Consider the following 17,400-nt stretch of genomic DNA (forward strand, 5'->3'; position numbering starts at 1 on the left):
CTAGTCATAGCGGGGAAAGGATCGGTTTAATGACAAAAAGGCGAATTTTGATGTTATCGAGTGATTTTTTACCGAATATTGGAGGTGTTGCGGCGCACGTCTATGAGGTAAGTAAGCAACTTTTACAGGAAGGGCACGAGGTAACAATCCTTACAAAATATGATGGTTTCGGCTGGAAAGTTAGAGAGGAAATGTTAGATGGATTGCGAGTAATTAGAGTTCCGTTTGCACCGGTTAAAAAATTACAAGACTTGGAGTACGTGGTGCGTGCACGGAAGATTATCAAAGAGCTAATCGCACGTGAGGCGATTGATATTATTCATTGGCATACGTTGAATAAAGATGCCAAAGTGATGCGAGGTATCAGGTTTCCAAAAGGCGTGATTGTGCATACGAATCATTTTGTTTGGTTTCGTGAGCTGTATCGGGCTGGTCAGTTTGCAAAGTTACAACGAATGATTCCATTTACGGATCATATTATTGCGCCAAGTCTTGAGATTGAAGAAATGAGTCGAGCTGTCTTTCCAGATGGTGGGGTGACACGAATTCCAAATGGTGTTGATCCAACCAGTTTTTATCCAGATAGGACTCTTGGTGCAAAAACAAGGTTAGAGTATGGCATTCCAGATGACCATACGGTGGTTGTGACAACGAATCGAATGTCCGAGGAGAAAGGGATGGGTTATTTAATCGATGCCATTCCAGAGCTACTTCGGAAATATGAAAAGTTGAGCTTTGTCATGGCTGGCGACGGACCTGAGTTACGTTATTTTGAAGGGAAAATTAGTGAAAGTACGCGAAATAATCCGAGGGTTCATTTTACTGGTCGAATTAAAAATAGTGATATTTTACCGATTGTAAATGCTGGTGATGTTTTCTTGCAAACGTCTTTAGAGGAGGGCTGTAGCATTTCTGTTTTGGAGGCGATGGCTTGTGCAAAACCAGTTGTGGCAACGTTGGTTGGTGGAAATCCAGATATCGTACGGCACGGTGTTACGGGTGTGATAATTACACCGAAATCGAGCGATGCGGTGGCGCGGGGTTTAGAACAACTAATTTCGAATGCGGAAAAAGCAGCTTTGTATGGTGAAAATGGCAAAAAAGCGATATACGATGAACTAAACTGGGAGCAGCTGACGAAACGTTTAGTCACGCTTTATAATGAATCGCTAGCACGGAAGCTAGGATGAGCAAGCAGAAGATAAACTATATCTTAATGATGCTATATCAGTTTTTTATGGTGATCACGCCATTACTGACAACGCCTTATGTCGTACGAGTGCTAGGCCCAGAGAAAATTGGTGAAGATGCGTATGCCAATTCTTTTGTGCAGATGTTTTTAGTATTTGTCATGCTAGGAATTGCAAGCTACGGTAAAAAAGTCATTGCAACGGTAGACAGTGAATTTGATGGGAAGCGAGATAATCAGAATAAGCATAAAAAAGCGTTGAAAGAGCAATTTGGTGGCGTTTTTGGTATTCAGTTTTTGGCGATGTGTGGCATGCTCGTTTTATATTTAGTCCTTGTTACGCTGTTTTTTCAAGGCAGTATTGTTTTTTATCTGTATGGATTTATGATTATCGCGTATGGTTTTGATATTTCGTGGTATTTTATCGCACGAGGGCAACTGGGAAAAATCATGACGCGAACGGTGTTAATACGGCTCGTCACGATTATGAGTATTTTTCTACTCGTAAAAACAGAGGAAGATCTTTGGATTTATGTGTTTGCTAACTGTTTTTTACTGTTGCTAGGACAAGTGTACATTTGGTTTTTCCTCATTCGTGAGCTAGGCGGTTTGTCCATTCGTAGGAGCCATTTGAAAAAACATGTGAAGCCTATTCTCGTTTTGGCAGTTATACCAGTTTCGGCGATGATCTATATATCTGTCAATCGAGTTGTGCTTGGGGCGGTGGCAGGTGAGGTAGAGGTCGGATATTACAATCAGGCGTATAAGCTATATACCATTGGATTGTTATTTGTTCAAGCTTTGGCCGCTGTGCTAATGCCGCGACTTGTTCACTTTTATGAGATCGGTGAGATGGAGCGATTCAGGGAAATGATAGCTTTCTTTTTTTCGTTATATTTGTGCCTCTGTATTGCCAGTATGTTTAGGTATTGTGGCTGTTTCGACGGCACTCATTCACGTGTTCTTAGGTGTTGCTTTTATGCCAGTTGTACCGGTAATCATTATTCTTATTTTATCACTGTTTCTAGCGGCGATAAGTGATTTGTTCGGGATGCAAATTATGGTGATTCGCGGTCAGAACCGGGCGTATGCTTATTCAGGAATTATCGGGTCGATTGTGAGTTTTGGCTTTAACTTATTTATTGTAACGATGTTGGCAAGTGAAGGAACGGCACTAGCATTCCTCGTTGGGAATTTAGTTATTGTGTCGATTCAAATGTATTTTATTAGAGATTTGTTAAGTTTGAAGCAGATTATTAAAATGATGATGCCTTATTTACTATATAGTTTGACGATGATGGCTTGTATTTTGGCGGTTCCGCACATTTACTCTGGTCCATCTTTCTATACACTTGCAATTCAATGCGTCGTTGGTCTGGGGAGTTATTTGGTGATTTTATTCATCAGGCGTGATGAGATTTTACATTACGTCCTATCTAGTTTTCGAAAAAAACAATTGTCAAAAGATAAAAGGATGGAAGAGATATGAAGGCTAATATATCAAAGGAAGCAAAATTACAATTTCTTGATGATTATTTTGTATCAACGAAAGAAGCAGTAGACATGTTACAAATATCCAAACAAAGTTTCTACTCGCTGGTTAATCGCAATAAAATTCAACGGGTGAACAAATCAGGAGTAGTGCTTTATTTTAAAGATGAGATTAAGGAACGATTGAATTCGCAGGAGGACTTGAGATATAAGTATCGTCCTTTTGATTACAGAAAATAATGAAAGAGGTTTAACTATGACAACGGTTTTAATAACGGGAGGATTGGGCTTTATCGGCTCGCATTTAGCTAATCGACTAGCTAAGGAGAACAAAGTCGTGATTATCGATAATTTGTCTACAGGGCGAAGAGAAAACGTAACGCCACATGAGAATATCACGATTTATGAAGGAGATATTACAGATAAAAAAATAGTTGCGAGTATTTTTCACGCACATCAATTTGATTATATTTATCATTTGGCTGCTGTTGCCAGTGTTGCTGAATCGGTAGAGAGGCCTCATGAAACGGTTGAAACAAATTTTATGGCGACGGTTTTGTTGTTGGAACAAGCTAGGAAACAACAGCAAGAGGTGAAGCGTTTTGTATTTGCTTCATCGGCTGCAGTCTTTGGAGACGAAGAAACGATGCCTAAAACAGAAATGTCACCTGTAAAGCCGCTAACTCCTTATGCGATTGATAAATTGGCATCAGAGCAATACGTGCTTGTATACAACGCGCTTTATGGATTGAACACGAGTGCGGCCCGGTTTTTCAACGTATATGGGATGCGGCAAAATCCAGAATCGCCGTACTCAGGCGTGATTTCACTTCTAACAAAGGCATTCGTAGAGGAAAGCTCATTTCAGATTTATGGAGATGGTAGCCAAACGCGTGATTTTATTTTTATAAAAGATGTCGTAGATGCTTTGATCTTAATCGCAAACCATGAGGAATCTAACGGTGAAGTGTATAACATTGGAACGGGTCAGCCAACTTCACTCAATGATTTAATCGGGCAATATCAAGTAGTGACGGGGAAGTCGATGGCAGTATCGCATGGGCAATCACGACGCGGAGATATTCGCGTCTCACTAGCAGACATTGGAAAATTAAAACGTTTAGGATTCGAGCCGAAATACAGCATTTATAAAGGACTAAAAACCTATTGGGAAAATTGCTAGAAATGGGGTGCACAAGTTGGAAGAATTAATTCGATTTTTGACAGAAGATCGTTATTTGAAGAGTGCTTACACAAAAGTGAAGGAATGGAAACAAGGAGATGTAGTTTATTGCAACGACTGGGATAAGGGGTGCGTCGGGTGCATCACGAAAGGACAAGCGGTGATGCGTTTTTGTCCAGAAGATGGAAATCCGACAGTCACATTTTTAGAGCCATATGATTTACTAGGTGTTGAGAATTTAATGGAGGAAGCGACTGAAATACACGGTGGTGCTTATGAGGTAATTGCGTTAACAGATGTCACAACGTTTACAGCAAAGCGAGACTACTATCTAGATCATATGTATGCCAATCCAAAGTATTTTCACTGCGTATTGTCCCAACTAGCTAAGAGAAGCTTGGCACCACTAGTTTAATACGTGTATTATTTCACGACCAAATAGTACGTAGTCACATGCATAAATTGGCGGGATTATAAATGACAGGTAGTATAGACTTTTATTTGGGTCTGAAAAACGTTAAGAATTTTATATCGAATATCTCGCATGAGAGAAATTTGATTAAAATATACATTACAATTCAAAGGAGATAACAATGAACCAATCGAAACACGTAATTTTGAAAAAAGCTGTTGCCATGAGTGCAGTAGCGATGATGACTTTGCCAACGATTTCTAATGTAGCGAACGCAGAAGAAGTAGCAACAAAGGCTAAGGACAAAGTACAAGAGCAACAAGTACAAGTTATTCAACCGAACCAAAAGCAAGAGGGGCATAAAGAAGTAAGCGAAAAGCAGGTTGCAACACCGTATCTTAGTGGAGGAACAGGGTTTTCTAATAAATTTGAAGCGTTGAGAAATGAAGATGGTATTTTAAATATCAAAACAGCGTCATCATCGCTTATATCTATGGGTATAGGCGTGCAGACGAAAACAATATTTAAGATAGATTCAGAAATTGCGAAACCTTTCTTTTCAACTCCTAATTGGAAAGACTATATTAGTGGAACAGTTGATCGCACGGGTAAGAAGAATGTTCAAATGCAACACTTACTGACCAAAAAAACAGGTTGGTGGGATGGTGATGATACAGCATTTTATGATTTTGACAAGCAAGAATTTATTATCTTGAGTCCAAAACATGCGGTATCGATATCGCAGTATCAAAACGTAAATATGTTTATTGATTTAGAAAAATGGAGTAAAGATACGAATCGTTTAGTAGAAAATAAATTGAGTTACAAATTTAAGATGGTCAGTAAGCCAAATGATTTAGCTGCTAACTGGTCATGGGGAGATGCCAATTCTGTTTTGATGGGAGTTCCTGCTGATAGTTGGGTAGAAAATCATGTCGATCCAACAACACTAGAAACATCAGATAATCACAAGTTTAAAGGAAACGCAACACAAAATATGGCTAATCGTCACCCAGCCGATTTTTCAATATCGCTAACGGTAAACGGTAATGATTATAAAAATGATGTACAAATGAACGAAGACGGAAGCTGGGAATATGATTTTGGAAGCTATCTCAAAGACGGTGATGTTGTGGGTGCAACGGTTGTCGCCACTGAGAAAGAAGCTCATGAAAACGAAGTAATGGATGTTAATAAGTCTAAAGAGACAAAGTATACAGTCGGTGAAGATAGTACACCTTGGGAAGATTGGAGTATCGTAAAACCAACAATTTCAGAAGCTTATGACGGTGAAACAATAATTACAGGCATTATCCCAGAGCAAAATTATCAAAATGGTCGTACCTATAAACTGGTTGTGAAGGTAAATGGTAGAGAAGTATATACACAAGAAGATCTTGAAAAAGGTGTATATAATGCCCCTATTTTTGGTGAGAATTTGGTTAAAAAAGACACAATAGAAGCTTACATCATTGGGAGTGAAGCAAACCAGGAAGATAAAATAAGCGAAATCGAATCTATTATCGTAAAAGACAATAAAGATGAGCAGGCAGACTGGGACAAGTGGGAAGTAAAGCCAGCGATTCTAAATGATGTAGTGTCAGGCGATCGCTTTATTTCGGGGCTTGTGCCAGCTCAAAATAAATTCAATGGTAGAAATTACGAAGCCAAAGTAACAGTGAATGGTGAGCAGGTTGGTACAAAAGCCTTTTCATTCGATGGTGGAGAATACAACATTGCGCTGGATAAGGACTTAACTTACAAGGATGAAGTAAAAGTAATCGTTATCGGTCATGAAGCGAACGAAGAAGATAAATCAAGTGAGGAAACAACTAAAATCGTAGCTGACAAAACAGGCTGGGAAGATTGGAAAGTTGAGAATCCGACCATCTCTAAATTAACAGAAGGCAATCAAAAAGTAACAGGTCAAGTTCTGGCACAAGATGAAGAATTTGGACGCACCTACACGATGGATTTATTCATTAATGGTAAGAAAACTGCTACAAAAGAAGTGAATTCAAAGAGTGATTATGAATTTGAACTAACAAAACCGCTCGAAAAAACAGACACAGTAGCTGTTGAAGTTACAGGTCACCAAAAAAACTATGAAGACAAAACAAGTGAACGTATCACAGCAGATGTAGAAGCAATTGTAACTGCGCTTACTGGTAATGATTACAATTTTGATGCCCATGACGAATATATCACTGGTACACATTCCCGTGATATTAAGAAAGTCAAAATCTTTGTCAACGGTCACGATTACCAGACAGCAGGAACAAATAACGACGGTGAAGGTAAGTATAAAATCTATGCTCGCCAATATATCACGAAATTCACGGATAAAATCGTTATTAAAGGTTTGGGTGCAGACGGACAAGTGATTAAAGAAACACCTGTGAACATCGTAAAAACGCCAACAAGTGTAGAAGCAAATTCATTTGTCATCAAGCAAGATGAGCTAATTTCTGGAACAGTTAGTGATGATGTGAAGAAGTTGAAACTTAAAGTTAACGGTGAGATTGTCAATCAAGTAGCACCAAAAGACGGTAAATTTGAGATTTATACGAACGGTTATGTGAAAGAAATGACGGATGAGGTAAAAATAATTGCCTATAATGATGAAAACGTACTTCTTAAAGAGATTACCGTTACTCTAGACGATGCTTCGAAAAATTCGAAATTAACTTACCACCCATATAAACTAGGCGATGATTTACTGACAGGAACCGTTTCCGAAGACATTGACAAAATCAAGTTAATCGTTGATGGTGAAACGTTAAATAATGTTTATACGAAAAACGGTGAATTTTCAATGTACGCCTTAGGCTTTGTAAATGCAAATAGTAAAAAAGTCGAATTAGTCGGTTACTCAAAAGCCGGTTTCGAATTAAAACGTATTACAGTAGAAGTTCAATAAATAGTTAAAGCTGTCCATCAAGTTATGTGTCAGGTGGGCGGTTTCTAAAAGAGGAGTAAAGCGATGAAAAAAAATGGTTGTAACTTTATCAATATTAGCGTCAACACTCGGATTAGCAGGATGTGGTACAGAAGAAAAAGTCGCAACAACGAAGTCCAACAATGAAACAAGTAAACAAGTACAAAAAGTAGAAGAAAACGGCAAACAAACCGTAAAATCAGAACTAAATAAAGAAAAAAATCATGGGAGGTATCGCTATTACACCTCAATCTTTCCAAGCAATACAAGACGATAGCATCAACACAGACACAGACCAACTTGTCAAAGTAACAGTAAACGTGAAAAACAACAGTAAACAAGAAACCGGCATTAGCTCCGCACCATTTTTCCTAAAAAGTAAAGGCGGTAAAGAGCTTCAATTTTACGGCGAACTAAACGAATTCGGCACCACAATTGCGCCTGGAAAATCAGTCAAAGGTGAAATTTACTATATTGCGGATAAAAAAGCAACAGACTATGAGTTAATTTACAATCCGAGTGCGATAACGAATGAAAAAGATACTAAACAACGGAATTTGTCTTGGGAATTAGAGGTACTAACTAAATAAAAAAGCAACTTTGTAGAAATATCATTAACTAAAATTTTTTTTAGGGGGTGGTGTGAAATTTAATACTTGGGTGACATACAAAATGAATTAAAGGAGCTAATTATGAAATTAAAATTAAAGAGAACAGTAAAAATATTAGTAGGTTTGAGTGTGGCACTATCAAGTTCACTAAGCCCACTCAGTGCTTTAGCAGCAACAGATGAATCATCAAGTATTCAACCTAACTATGCGAAAGAATTAGAAAAGCTAGAGAAAATGGCAAAAACACCACAGGAAAAACAAATATTAGAGACACTTAAGAAAATTCCAGAAAAAGAACTGGAAAAAAATACAAAGCAAGCTTATGCAAAAGGCTATGATAAATCTATTACTAGTATTTCTACTACTGCCAAGCCTGAAAACAAAAAAACAGAATTCACGCTTCGCTTTGATAAGAAGCCTAATGCAAAAAATGCCTATGATGGCGAAGCATCAGGAAAAATAAACATTCCAATTAGCGGTAGGCTAAACGGTAGTAACTGGCTTATTCCAAATGGACCAGAGTTTATAGAAGATTATGAGAACGGTAATATTGGACTTCGAGTGAATTTCACTTTACCAGAAGGAACTGATGCAAAATCGATTGTTAAAATTATTGACTGGGAGAAATCAAATGCAGACACAGAAGGTTACTATAACATTAGGTGGTTACAAATTCCTCTGCCTATAAAATGTAAAGTAGGAGCCGTCTGGGATAGAAAGACGATACAATATGGCAAAAAGTCGAATGAATTTTCTATGGCATTAAGATCTATTAGAAAGTCAGAAGTCAGTACTCAAGAATGGGAGAAGTATGATCCAGGTTCTACGTATTTCGCGTTAACAGCTGCAGGTTTCCTTCACTCAGGGACTGGTGAAGGCGAAGTGTGGGGAAAACTACATCTTGATTTTTCTAAATATGAAGGGAACACAGATGATTTATCGACAGGCAAGGAGATTACATCAGGCAAGCTTGCCCCAGCAAAAAATGGTGCATTTAAAATCAAAGCGCATTTCATTGATCGTACGGCTCTCATAGCTGGTACAGAAGGCAAGAAAAATCTTAGCAAAGCAATTATTAAGCCTGGTATGGAATATATTAATCCTTATGATAGTGCAACTATTGAAAGTTGGGATAGCTACCTCTCCTTGTGGGATAGAGATGAGAAATATAATATCTCCTCTAATAATGAGCCAGAAATTCCAGGAGTATACTCCACGCTTCCAGGAGCATCCATTTTTGAACGTGATCTTGTAGTTAATAAAAATGATGATTTCAATAATTTTGATAAGAATAGATTTGTACGAGTTATTAACTACTTTGATAAGACAGATGTAACAAACGGGTCTGTTGGAAATATTGATAGGGTCGATGTAAGTAGTTTACCCACAAGAGTTCCAGATAATCAAGAAACACCCGTAAAATATACAGGGGTAGTGAGCTATAGTAATGGTGAAACAAGGGAGTTATTGCCTGGGATAATGAATGTAACAAATAAGTCTAAGCCAAATATTGAGACTAAATTGACAGCCAGTGATTATACAATTGGAGAACAATATGTTACGGGTAGCCATTCCGAGGATATAGCTAAAATCAAAGTATTTGTCAATGGAGTAGATCGTATGACAGCTGCTGGGAATAACAATGGGCAAGGCCAATATAAAATATACGCCTTTGACTATATCAAAAATATATCTGATAATGTGGTGATAAAAGGTCTTGATTCAAGTGGTAACGTAATTAAAGAAACGCAAGTTAACATCAAAAAAGGACAAGATGTCGACACATATCTCACAGCAAATAACTATAAAATCGCGCCAAACAGCCAATACGTAAGTGGTACACATTCAACAGATGTGGATAAAATCAAATTATTTGTTAACGGTGTAGATCGTATGACAGCAGCTGCCAACAATAATGGTGCCCAAGGACAGTATCGTATATACGCCTATGATTTCATTAAGAGTACATCCGATAATGTCGTAGTAAAAGCTCTAGACAAAAGCGGACAAGTAATCAAAGAAACAAAAGTAAACATAACACAAGACACAGGTTCCATCACAGCAAGTAACTTCAAAATTAGTACAGATGAGTTAATTAACGGAACATTTACAGGTAATATCGCTGTTGTGAAACTTTACGTTGACGGTGTTGCTAGAAACCAAGTAAGACCAACAGGCTCAAACTATTCCCTTTATGCAGCAGGCTATGTCACTTCTACAAATCAAAATGTAGTCGTTACAGGCTTTGATGCAAACGGAATTCAAGTAGCATCGCAAAAAGTTAACGTATTTAACTAAGGTAGTTATCTATCAAATCAACAAAAAGGAGTAAGAAATCAGGTATCTGATTTCTTACTCCTTTTCTCATATACCCTCAGTCACGACCATCTTCCACAATTGAAAGTTCATTATCAACATCGAAGAAATGCGATTTAGACATTTCAAACGCGTACTTGATTTTCTCAAACGGCTCATGGTTTGAACGTGAGTCAACGCGCGCTACGAACTCATGTGTTCCAACTTTAGAATGAAGCATGAACTCCGCGCCAGTTAGCTCAGCCACGATAATTTCAGCATCAAAAGTAGAACCTGGGCTAGCTTCGATAACGAGTGGCTCATCATGGATGTCTTCCGGGCGAATACCAAATACAACAGGTTTGCCTTCATATCCTTTATCTTGTAATACCTTCAGTTTACCTTCTGGGACTTCAATCGTGAAATCATCACCGACAAATTTTGTGCCGCTTAGTTTTCCTTTGAAGAAGTTCATTGCGGGGCTTCCGATGAAACCAGCTACGAACATGTTTACTGGGTGATCGTATACTTCTTTTGGTGAGCCGACTTGTTGGATAACGCCATCTTTCATAATAACGATACGGGTCGCCATTGTCATCGCTTCTGTTTGGTCATGGGTTACGTAAATCATCGTTGTATTTAATTGTAGATGTAATTTCGTAATTTCCGCACGCATCTGCACACGCAGTTTAGCATCTAGATTCGATAAAGGCTCATCCATCAGGAAGACTTTTGCATCACGAACGATGGCACGGCCTAGAGCTACACGTTGACGTTGCCCACCAGATAGCGCACTCGGTTTACGTTTCAAGTATTCCGTCAAGCCCAAGATGTTCGCAGCGTGCTCTACACGTTTTTTTGATTTCGTCTTTTGGCATTTTGCGCAGTTTTAGACCGAATGCCATATTATCGTATACCGTCATATGTGGGTATAGCGCATAGTTTTGGAAAACCATCGCGATGTCACGATCTTTCGGTGCGACGTTATTCATTACTTTACCATCAATGCTTAGCTCGCCTTTTGAAATTTCCTCAAGTCCTGCAATCATACGAAGTGTCGTTGATTTACCGCAACCAGATGGACCAACGAAGACGATGAATTCTTTGTCCGCAATCTCCAAGTTGAAATCTTCAACCGCTGTTACTTTATTATCATATATTTTATAAATGTGCTCGAGTGATAGTTGTGCCATTGTTTATTTACTCCCCCATCAAATTGTTTTTTTAACTTTGATTTCATTCTATATGAAAACGCTTTATGGTGATATGTCAGGTTGCACAAAGAATGAAAAAAGTTGTTGGGCAGGTTGCATAATGAAACTGTGAGAAGGCGTTTTGATTCTTCATACTAATAAATTCATTTTGTTGGGACTGTTTTTGTAGCATAGTTGGCAACGTGGACGATTATCGCTTGGGTATTTTTCCATGAAATAGGGTAGAATTGCTCTGCGCAGTTGGCAGGCCCAATTTCTAACGCATGGTGAATGGCTTTTTTAGCAAGGTTCTCAAGTTATAGTAGGAGTAAGTTAGTATAGAAAATAAATTTATCCTCAAACAAAAAAGTGAAATATTAGGATTAAGCGATATTCATTGTTTTTATGCATCGGAATGACTGGATTTCGAGGGCTCACTAGAAATTTTAGCGGGGCTTTTATACATTGGCTCATGGTATACTAAATAAAAGACGTATGAGTTAAAGGAGAATTTAGATGAGGAATGTAATTATAGTTGGGGCTGGTGGTCATAGTAAGGTTGTTCGGGAGTGCCTGGAGCAACAAGGCATTTATACTATTATTGGCGTCCTAGACAATAAATATACAAGTTATGAGGAAAGAGACGGTCAATTTCGCGCGCCACTTGATGATTTTAGTCAGTTCAAAAGTAACACAACACTTTGGTTTATTGCGATTGGTGATAATAAAGCAAGGGCAGAGGTTGCTATAAAGTTAGGCGATGTCTCCTATGCAACAATTATTCATCCGACGGCAATCGTTTCTAAAATGGCTACATTAGAACCAGGAAGCGTTATTATGCCGTTAGCAGTAATTCAGCCGGATAGTGTCATAGGAGCACATACCATCATTAATACTGGCGCGATTATTGAGCATGATGTCATTATTTCAGAAGCCGCACACGTTTCGCCGAGAGCAACGGTAACTGGCGGTGTCAAAATTGGTGTTAGAGTACATGTCGGAGCATCGGCGGTTGTGAATCCAGGATTGTCTCTTGGGGATGATTCTGTTGTTGGCGCTGGCGCGGTTGTTGTTAGTGATACTGAGGCTGGAGGAACATATGTAGGTGTGCCGGCGAGGAAGTTGGAGAAGTAAGGAAGCTGAGTTAAGCTACTTTCTACACTTTATTGGGCGTTGACACTTCGCTACATGCATTAAAAACAATGGTATATTGAGATATTGAAGTATGAGTCGTAACATGTTATACTGTAGTTGGAAATATGATGAGCATCTGGACACCCAAATACCCTAGCTGCAGCCACAGCTAGGGTATTTTGTATGGGGTTAGAAATGTCGTCTACTTTTTATCGCTACGATCTTCTAACATGTGTTTGAAGTACGCAATAGCGTATCCAACAACGATTGGAGCGATAATACTGGAAAATATGATAAACATGTGAGACACCCCCCTTCAACGAATGTTCGTCAAGGGTAGACGACGCTCCCATTATAACATAGCAATCGTGTTTGCGAGAATGCAAGGATATTTGATATATCACCATTTTCCGATTAACCAACTCCTCGAAAACTTCACGGCCTCCATAAAAAGCAAGAGTGGCTTTTTATGGAGGCCGCTCTAGTTTTTTTCGGAGCCAGGTGAGGTAGAGGCTAATATTAGTATTGCAGTAGTTCTAGGTGTAGCAATCCTGTTTGCGGGAATGCTCCGTTTTTTAGTGTAGCATCGTTTCCCGATCCAGCTTCAAAAGCCAGTCCCTCAAAAATTTCGTGGCCTCCATAAAAGTCAAGGGAGGACTTTTACTGCGCCCTCTAACAATTTTTTTCGGGCCTAACGGGCTTTTTTAGCTTTTCATGTGATCCAGCTTCAAAAGCCAGTCCCTCGAAAATTTCGTGGCCTCCATAAAAGTCAAAGGAGGACTTTTACTGCGCCCCCCTATGTTGAGGTTCTTAAGAAGCATAGTATGCTGAATTAGAACCACAATATGCATGAGAGCAAGGCGAGCATGTAATCCATGTATTGCATCATATGAGGCGCCTCCGGATCCAGCTTTGTTGTGGTTCTTGAAAAGCGTTATGTGCTTTTTAGAACCTCAATATGCAGTTGAATGTAATGAAACAGCCTTCTTCTTAGCCAACTCCTCGAAAACTTCACGCCCTCCAGTTTTTTTCGGAGCTGGGTGAGGTAGAGGCTAATATTAGTTTTGCAATAGTTCTAGGTGTAGCAATCCTGTTTGCGGGAATGCTCCGTTTTTTAGCATATCATCGTTTCCCGATCCAGCTTCAGAAGCCAGTCCCTCGAAATTTTCGTGACCTCCATAAAAGTCAAAAGAAGACTTTTACTGCGCCCCCCTATGTTGAGGTTCTTAAGAAGCATAGTATGCTGAATTAGAACATCAATACGAGTGCGAGCAAAGTGAGTATTCGTTCCATGCTAGTTTTTTCGGGCCTAACGGGCTTCTTCAGCTTTTCACCCTTGACTTTAATGTAAGCGTTCTATATACTGTAGTTAGTTGCTAGAGAATTGAGATAAGCGACTCCTTATTTGTAGGAGTGCGCTTTTTTTGTGCTCTAAATACAGAAAAATTTACCATTTTACTTAAAATTGCAGGTTGGAAGGGGTTATTTAGAGATGGTTTTATCACGTGAGGAAGTTAGGGAAGCAATGACGAAATTGGTCGGTGCGGAGAATTTGGTGACGGATGAGAAGACGCTACAACATAGTAGTATTGACCGTTATCGTAAGTATGAGGATATTTCGGGCGTTTTCACGCAACCGATTCCAGCGGCAATCGTGAAGGCGCGTCATACGGATGATATCGCAAAAGTGTTGCAGTTTTGTAATGAGAATGGAGTCAATTGTATTCCGCGGACAGGTAATTCGGCGCTTGAAAGTATGCTGGAATCTGTGAAGCCTAACCATATTGTGTTGGATGGGTCAGGACTAAATAAGGTGATTAAGATTGATGAATATAATATGCAAGTGACGTGCGAGGCTGGTGTGGTATTGGAAGATATTGAGAATCAGTTGCGAGCGAAGGGGTTAACAACGGGACACTCACCGCAATCAAAACCACTGGCGCAAATGGGTGGTTTGGTTGCAACGCGCAGTACAGGGCAATTCTCAACTCTTTATGGGGGAATTGAAGATATGATTGTTGGTCTTGAAGCCGTATTTCCAAATGGTGAAGTGACACGTATTAAAAATATACCGAGACGCGCGGCGGGACCTGATATTCGCCATGTTGTTGTCGGGAATGAAGGCGCACTTTGCTACATTACAGAAGTGACCGTGAAAATTTTCAAATATCAGCCGGAGAATCATCGTTTTTATGGTTATACGTTGGATGATATGGAAGTGGGATTTGAGATTTTACGTGAGGTGATGGTTGCGGGGTATAAGCCCTCGATTGCGAGATTATATGATGTGGCGGACGCGGCGGGGCATTTCTCACATTTCCAAAAGGATAAATGTGTGCTGATTTTCATGGCGGAAGGACCTGCGGGAATTACAGCGGCAACGGGAGCTGGGATTGAGGAAATCGTTGCAAAATATAAGCAATGTGAACAAGTGGAAAGTCAACTCATCTCAGATTGGTTTGATAATTTGAACTGGTTCCCTGAGCAAGTGGCGGAGGAGCGCGAGGAGATTGTCGCTACGAAAAATATGGGATTCACAACAGAAATTGCTGCAAATTGGGATAAAATTAACGCAATATACGAGTCGGCTTGTGCGCGTGTGAAAGCGGAAGTGCCTGATGTAACTTGGGTTGGTGGACATTCCTCACATAGCTATATGAACGGGACAAATCTTTATTTTGTATATTATTATGATTTGAACTGCGAGCCTACAGAGGAAATTCACAAGTATCACAATCCGATTAACAAAATTATTGTGGAAGAGTCGTTGAAACACGGCGGAACAATGGTGCATCATCATGGTGTGGGTAAAGCGCGTGCTCCGTGGATTAAAGATGAATACGGTTCGTCATTCTATATTTTGAAAACGTTGAAGCAAGCATTTGATCCGAATAACGTAATGAATGCTGGGAACATAATCCCGCTTGAGTTTTTAGATTAAAGCAATGTAAGATAATGTATCAGTCTTTTTTTGGAGAAGACTGATACATTATTGAAAGTAGGGGATTTTAAATGAGAGAGAATATGTTGGATTTGCTGGCAGATAATCCAATTATCGCGGCGATTAAAGATGAAACAGGACTTGAAAAAGTGGTGCAGTCAAATTGTCATCTCGTATTTATTTTGTACGGGAATATATGTAATATTGGCCAAATTGTAGCGCAGGTCAAAGCGACTGGAAAGGTTGCTTTCGTGGATATTGATTTGGTGGAAGGCACGTCAAATCGTGAAATTGTTGTTGAGTTTATGCGTAAAAATACGGAGGCAGATGGGATTATTAGTTCGAAACCAGCAATTGTACGAGCGGCTAAAATGAAAGGTTTTTACACGATTCATCGCTTTTTCTTGATTGATTCGATGTCATATCATAATTTGCCAAAACAGGTGGCGGCGTCAAAAACGGATTGTGTAGAGATTTTGCCAGGTTGTATGCCAAAAGTGCTCGGTTGGGTGCAAGATGCGATTAGTCAGCCAATTGTTGCGAGTGGTTTGGTTTGTGATAAGGAAGATGTGTTGATGGCACTAAAAGCTGGTGCTGTAGCGATTTCGTCAACAAGCCCAGATGTGTGGGATAACATTTAATTTAAAAAAGTGCATCGGAGAAAAGAGCGTTTTAACCAAATAATGTAAGCGGTTTCGGATATGAAGGGGGCTAACTATGAAGAAGGCAAAATACAGTCGTTGGTTTATTATCGCGATTATTGGAATGACGGGTGGAATGAGTTTTGAGTTGCCGTATTTGAAATATAATTATCAAGTTCCAATGGAGTCATTGATGGGGCTTAGCGCTACGCAGGTTGGCTTTATTATGAGTATTTATGGAACTGCCGCGATGGTTTTATATGCGCCCAGTGGGGTTATTGCCGATAAGTTTTCGCATAAAAAATTGATTACGTTTTCGATGCTAATCACGGGTGGTTTAGCGTTTGTAATGGCGCTTTATCCGCCGTATTGGATGCTGCTAGTGATTCAAGCGTTGTTGGCGATTACAACGGTACTGTTTATGTGGTCGGCAACTGTAAAGGCGGTTGCGATTCTAGGAACAGCAGATGAGCAGGGGAGTTTGCTCGGTTTTGCCGAGGGGATGCGAGGGTTTGGAGCGCTTGTGACGGCATTTTTGACGTTATGGATGTTCCAGCTTTTTGGTGCAGACACGAATCCGAATAGCTTGAAAGCGGTTATGGTAACGTACGGGATTTTCTATATTGTATTCGGGATTTTGTGTTGGTTTGTAGTACCAGAGGAGTCAAAAGCGGCACGCGCGGCTACACCAAAATCAGAAAAGTTAACGGTGAAGGATATACTGGTTGTCTTGAAAAAACGGACAACTTGGTATTGTAGCTTAATCATTATGGGTATTTATACGATTTTCGCAGTATTGAGTTATACAACGAGTTATTTGATTGATATTTTTGCGATGCCAGTTGTAATGGCAACGTTTATCGGGATGATTCGGAATCAGGTTTTTAGGACGATTAGTGGACCAGTGGGAGCGCTAGTTTCTTCTAAAACGCAGTTGAAATCGCCAACAAAGATTATTTTTATTAGTGCGATTGTGACGTTTGTTGGGCTGATTTGTCTGATTGTTATTCCAGCTAGTGCGAGTATTATTTTTGTGATGATTGGGCTTGTTTTATTGTTGGCTTTCTTCAATTATGTATCACGTGGGATGTATTTTGCGACGATTGGAGAAGCGGGGACGCCGAGTTCGACGATGGGAACAACGATTGGTGTAGCATCTTTGATAGGCTTTTTACCGGATGTGTTTATTTACCCGTTGATTGGATATTGGCAAGACACGCTCGAGGCAACGCAGGCCTATCGAAACATGTGGATTTTAGGATTAGTCGCAACGGCGATGGCACTCGTTTTCTGTATGTTGTTGATGCGTGATATTAAACATAAAAAACAAGCTGTAATGGCTTCGATAGAGACACTTTGAGGAGGAAAATAA

The 17,400-nt window shown here is 39.6% G+C and carries 15 protein-coding genes and 1 pseudogene; 14 read left to right on the forward strand and 2 right to left on the reverse strand.

The genetic code is table 11. The features are described 5' to 3' along the window. Positions 1 to 29 precede the first annotated feature (29 nt). The 10 genes from PROCOU_RS07345 to PROCOU_RS07385 all read left to right on the forward strand — a co-directional run bounded on the left by PROCOU_RS07345 (position 30) and on the right by PROCOU_RS07385 (position 10,122). The gene (locus PROCOU_RS07345) at positions 30 to 1,190 is read left to right on the forward strand and encodes a glycosyltransferase family 4 protein (RefSeq protein WP_036071012.1); all 1,161 of its coding nucleotides are present in this window, start codon (positions 30 to 32) and stop codon (positions 1,188 to 1,190) included. Then, a complete protein-coding gene (locus tag PROCOU_RS07350; protein WP_036071015.1) occupies positions 1,187 to 2,230 on the forward strand; it encodes an oligosaccharide flippase family protein in 1,044 nt (347 codons plus the stop codon). The genes PROCOU_RS07345 and PROCOU_RS07350 overlap by 4 nt, the downstream gene beginning before the upstream one ends. Further along, complete coding sequence (locus tag PROCOU_RS07355; RefSeq protein ID WP_036071018.1) at positions 2,169 to 2,678, forward strand: polysaccharide biosynthesis C-terminal domain-containing protein; 510 nt, start codon at positions 2,169 to 2,171, stop codon at positions 2,676 to 2,678. Before PROCOU_RS07350 ends, PROCOU_RS07355 begins: the two co-directional genes overlap by 62 nt. Next, positions 2,675 to 2,920, forward strand: coding sequence for a helix-turn-helix domain-containing protein (locus PROCOU_RS07360; protein ID WP_036071020.1), 246 nt, complete (start codon positions 2,675 to 2,677; stop codon positions 2,918 to 2,920). The genes PROCOU_RS07355 and PROCOU_RS07360 overlap by 4 nt, the downstream gene beginning before the upstream one ends. 16 nt (positions 2,921 to 2,936) lie before the next feature. Continuing rightward, positions 2,937 to 3,863: an NAD-dependent epimerase/dehydratase family protein gene (locus PROCOU_RS07365; protein ID WP_036071090.1), complete on the forward strand. Its 927-nt coding sequence runs from the start codon at positions 2,937 to 2,939 to the stop codon at positions 3,861 to 3,863. Positions 3,864 to 3,879: 16 nt separating this feature from the next. Then, on the forward strand, positions 3,880 to 4,278 hold the full coding sequence (locus PROCOU_RS07370; protein ID WP_036071022.1) for a cyclic nucleotide-binding domain-containing protein: 399 nt from the start codon (positions 3,880 to 3,882) through the stop codon (positions 4,276 to 4,278). Between the two features lie 178 nt (positions 4,279 to 4,456). After that, positions 4,457 to 7,195, forward strand: coding sequence for an immunoglobulin-like domain-containing protein (locus PROCOU_RS07375; protein WP_036071024.1), 2,739 nt, complete (start codon positions 4,457 to 4,459; stop codon positions 7,193 to 7,195). A 73-nt stretch (positions 7,196 to 7,268) separates the two neighbouring features. Beyond that, positions 7,269 to 7,490 (forward strand): hypothetical protein, encoded by a 222-nt coding sequence (locus tag PROCOU_RS17475; protein WP_149023630.1) that lies wholly within the window; start codon positions 7,269 to 7,271, stop codon positions 7,488 to 7,490. Beyond that, positions 7,438 to 7,803: a DUF4352 domain-containing protein gene (locus tag PROCOU_RS07380; protein ID WP_036071026.1), complete on the forward strand. Its 366-nt coding sequence runs from the start codon at positions 7,438 to 7,440 to the stop codon at positions 7,801 to 7,803. The genes PROCOU_RS17475 and PROCOU_RS07380 overlap by 53 nt, the downstream gene beginning before the upstream one ends. Positions 7,804 to 7,905: 102 nt before the next feature. After that, positions 7,906 to 10,122, forward strand: a complete 2,217-nt coding sequence (locus PROCOU_RS07385) for an immunoglobulin-like domain-containing protein (protein WP_133620469.1) — start codon at positions 7,906 to 7,908, stop codon at positions 10,120 to 10,122. A gap of 76 nt (positions 10,123 to 10,198) precedes the next feature. Here PROCOU_RS07385 and PROCOU_RS07390 read toward each other — a convergent pair. Beyond that, positions 10,199 to 11,312 (reverse strand): annotated as a pseudogene (locus PROCOU_RS07390) (ABC transporter ATP-binding protein). A gap of 516 nt (positions 11,313 to 11,828) precedes the next feature. On the opposite strand from PROCOU_RS07390, the gene PROCOU_RS07395 reads away from it, so the two are divergent. Then, on the forward strand, positions 11,829 to 12,446 hold the full coding sequence (locus tag PROCOU_RS07395; protein WP_036071031.1) for a NeuD/PglB/VioB family sugar acetyltransferase: 618 nt from the start codon (positions 11,829 to 11,831) through the stop codon (positions 12,444 to 12,446). A gap of 202 nt (positions 12,447 to 12,648) precedes the next feature. Here PROCOU_RS07395 and PROCOU_RS17480 read toward each other — a convergent pair whose 3' ends face one another. Next, positions 12,649 to 12,747 carry a type I toxin-antitoxin system Fst family toxin gene (locus PROCOU_RS17480; protein WP_133620471.1) on the reverse strand — a complete coding sequence of 33 codons (99 nt, stop codon included), beginning with the start codon at positions 12,745 to 12,747 and terminating at the stop codon, positions 12,649 to 12,651. Between the two features lie 1,191 nt (positions 12,748 to 13,938). On the opposite strand from PROCOU_RS17480, the gene PROCOU_RS07400 reads away from it, so the two are divergent. The 3 genes from PROCOU_RS07400 (at position 13,939) to PROCOU_RS07410 (ending at position 17,388) form a co-directional block, all read left to right on the forward strand. Beyond that, positions 13,939 to 15,387 (forward strand): FAD-binding oxidoreductase, encoded by a 1,449-nt coding sequence (locus PROCOU_RS07400; protein WP_036071034.1) that lies wholly within the window; start codon positions 13,939 to 13,941, stop codon positions 15,385 to 15,387. 71 nt (positions 15,388 to 15,458) lie between these two features. After that, positions 15,459 to 16,028 (forward strand): glycerol-3-phosphate responsive antiterminator, encoded by a 570-nt coding sequence (locus PROCOU_RS07405; protein ID WP_036071037.1) that lies wholly within the window; start codon positions 15,459 to 15,461, stop codon positions 16,026 to 16,028. Positions 16,029 to 16,104: 76 nt separating this feature from the next. Then, a complete protein-coding gene (locus PROCOU_RS07410; protein WP_036071039.1) occupies positions 16,105 to 17,388 on the forward strand; it encodes an MFS transporter in 1,284 nt (427 codons plus the stop codon). Positions 17,389 to 17,400 lie beyond the last annotated feature (12 nt).

The organism is Listeria rocourtiae FSL F6-920 (genome assembly GCF_000525975.1).
Taxonomy (GTDB): domain Bacteria; phylum Bacillota; class Bacilli; order Lactobacillales; family Listeriaceae; genus Listeria_A; species Listeria_A rocourtiae.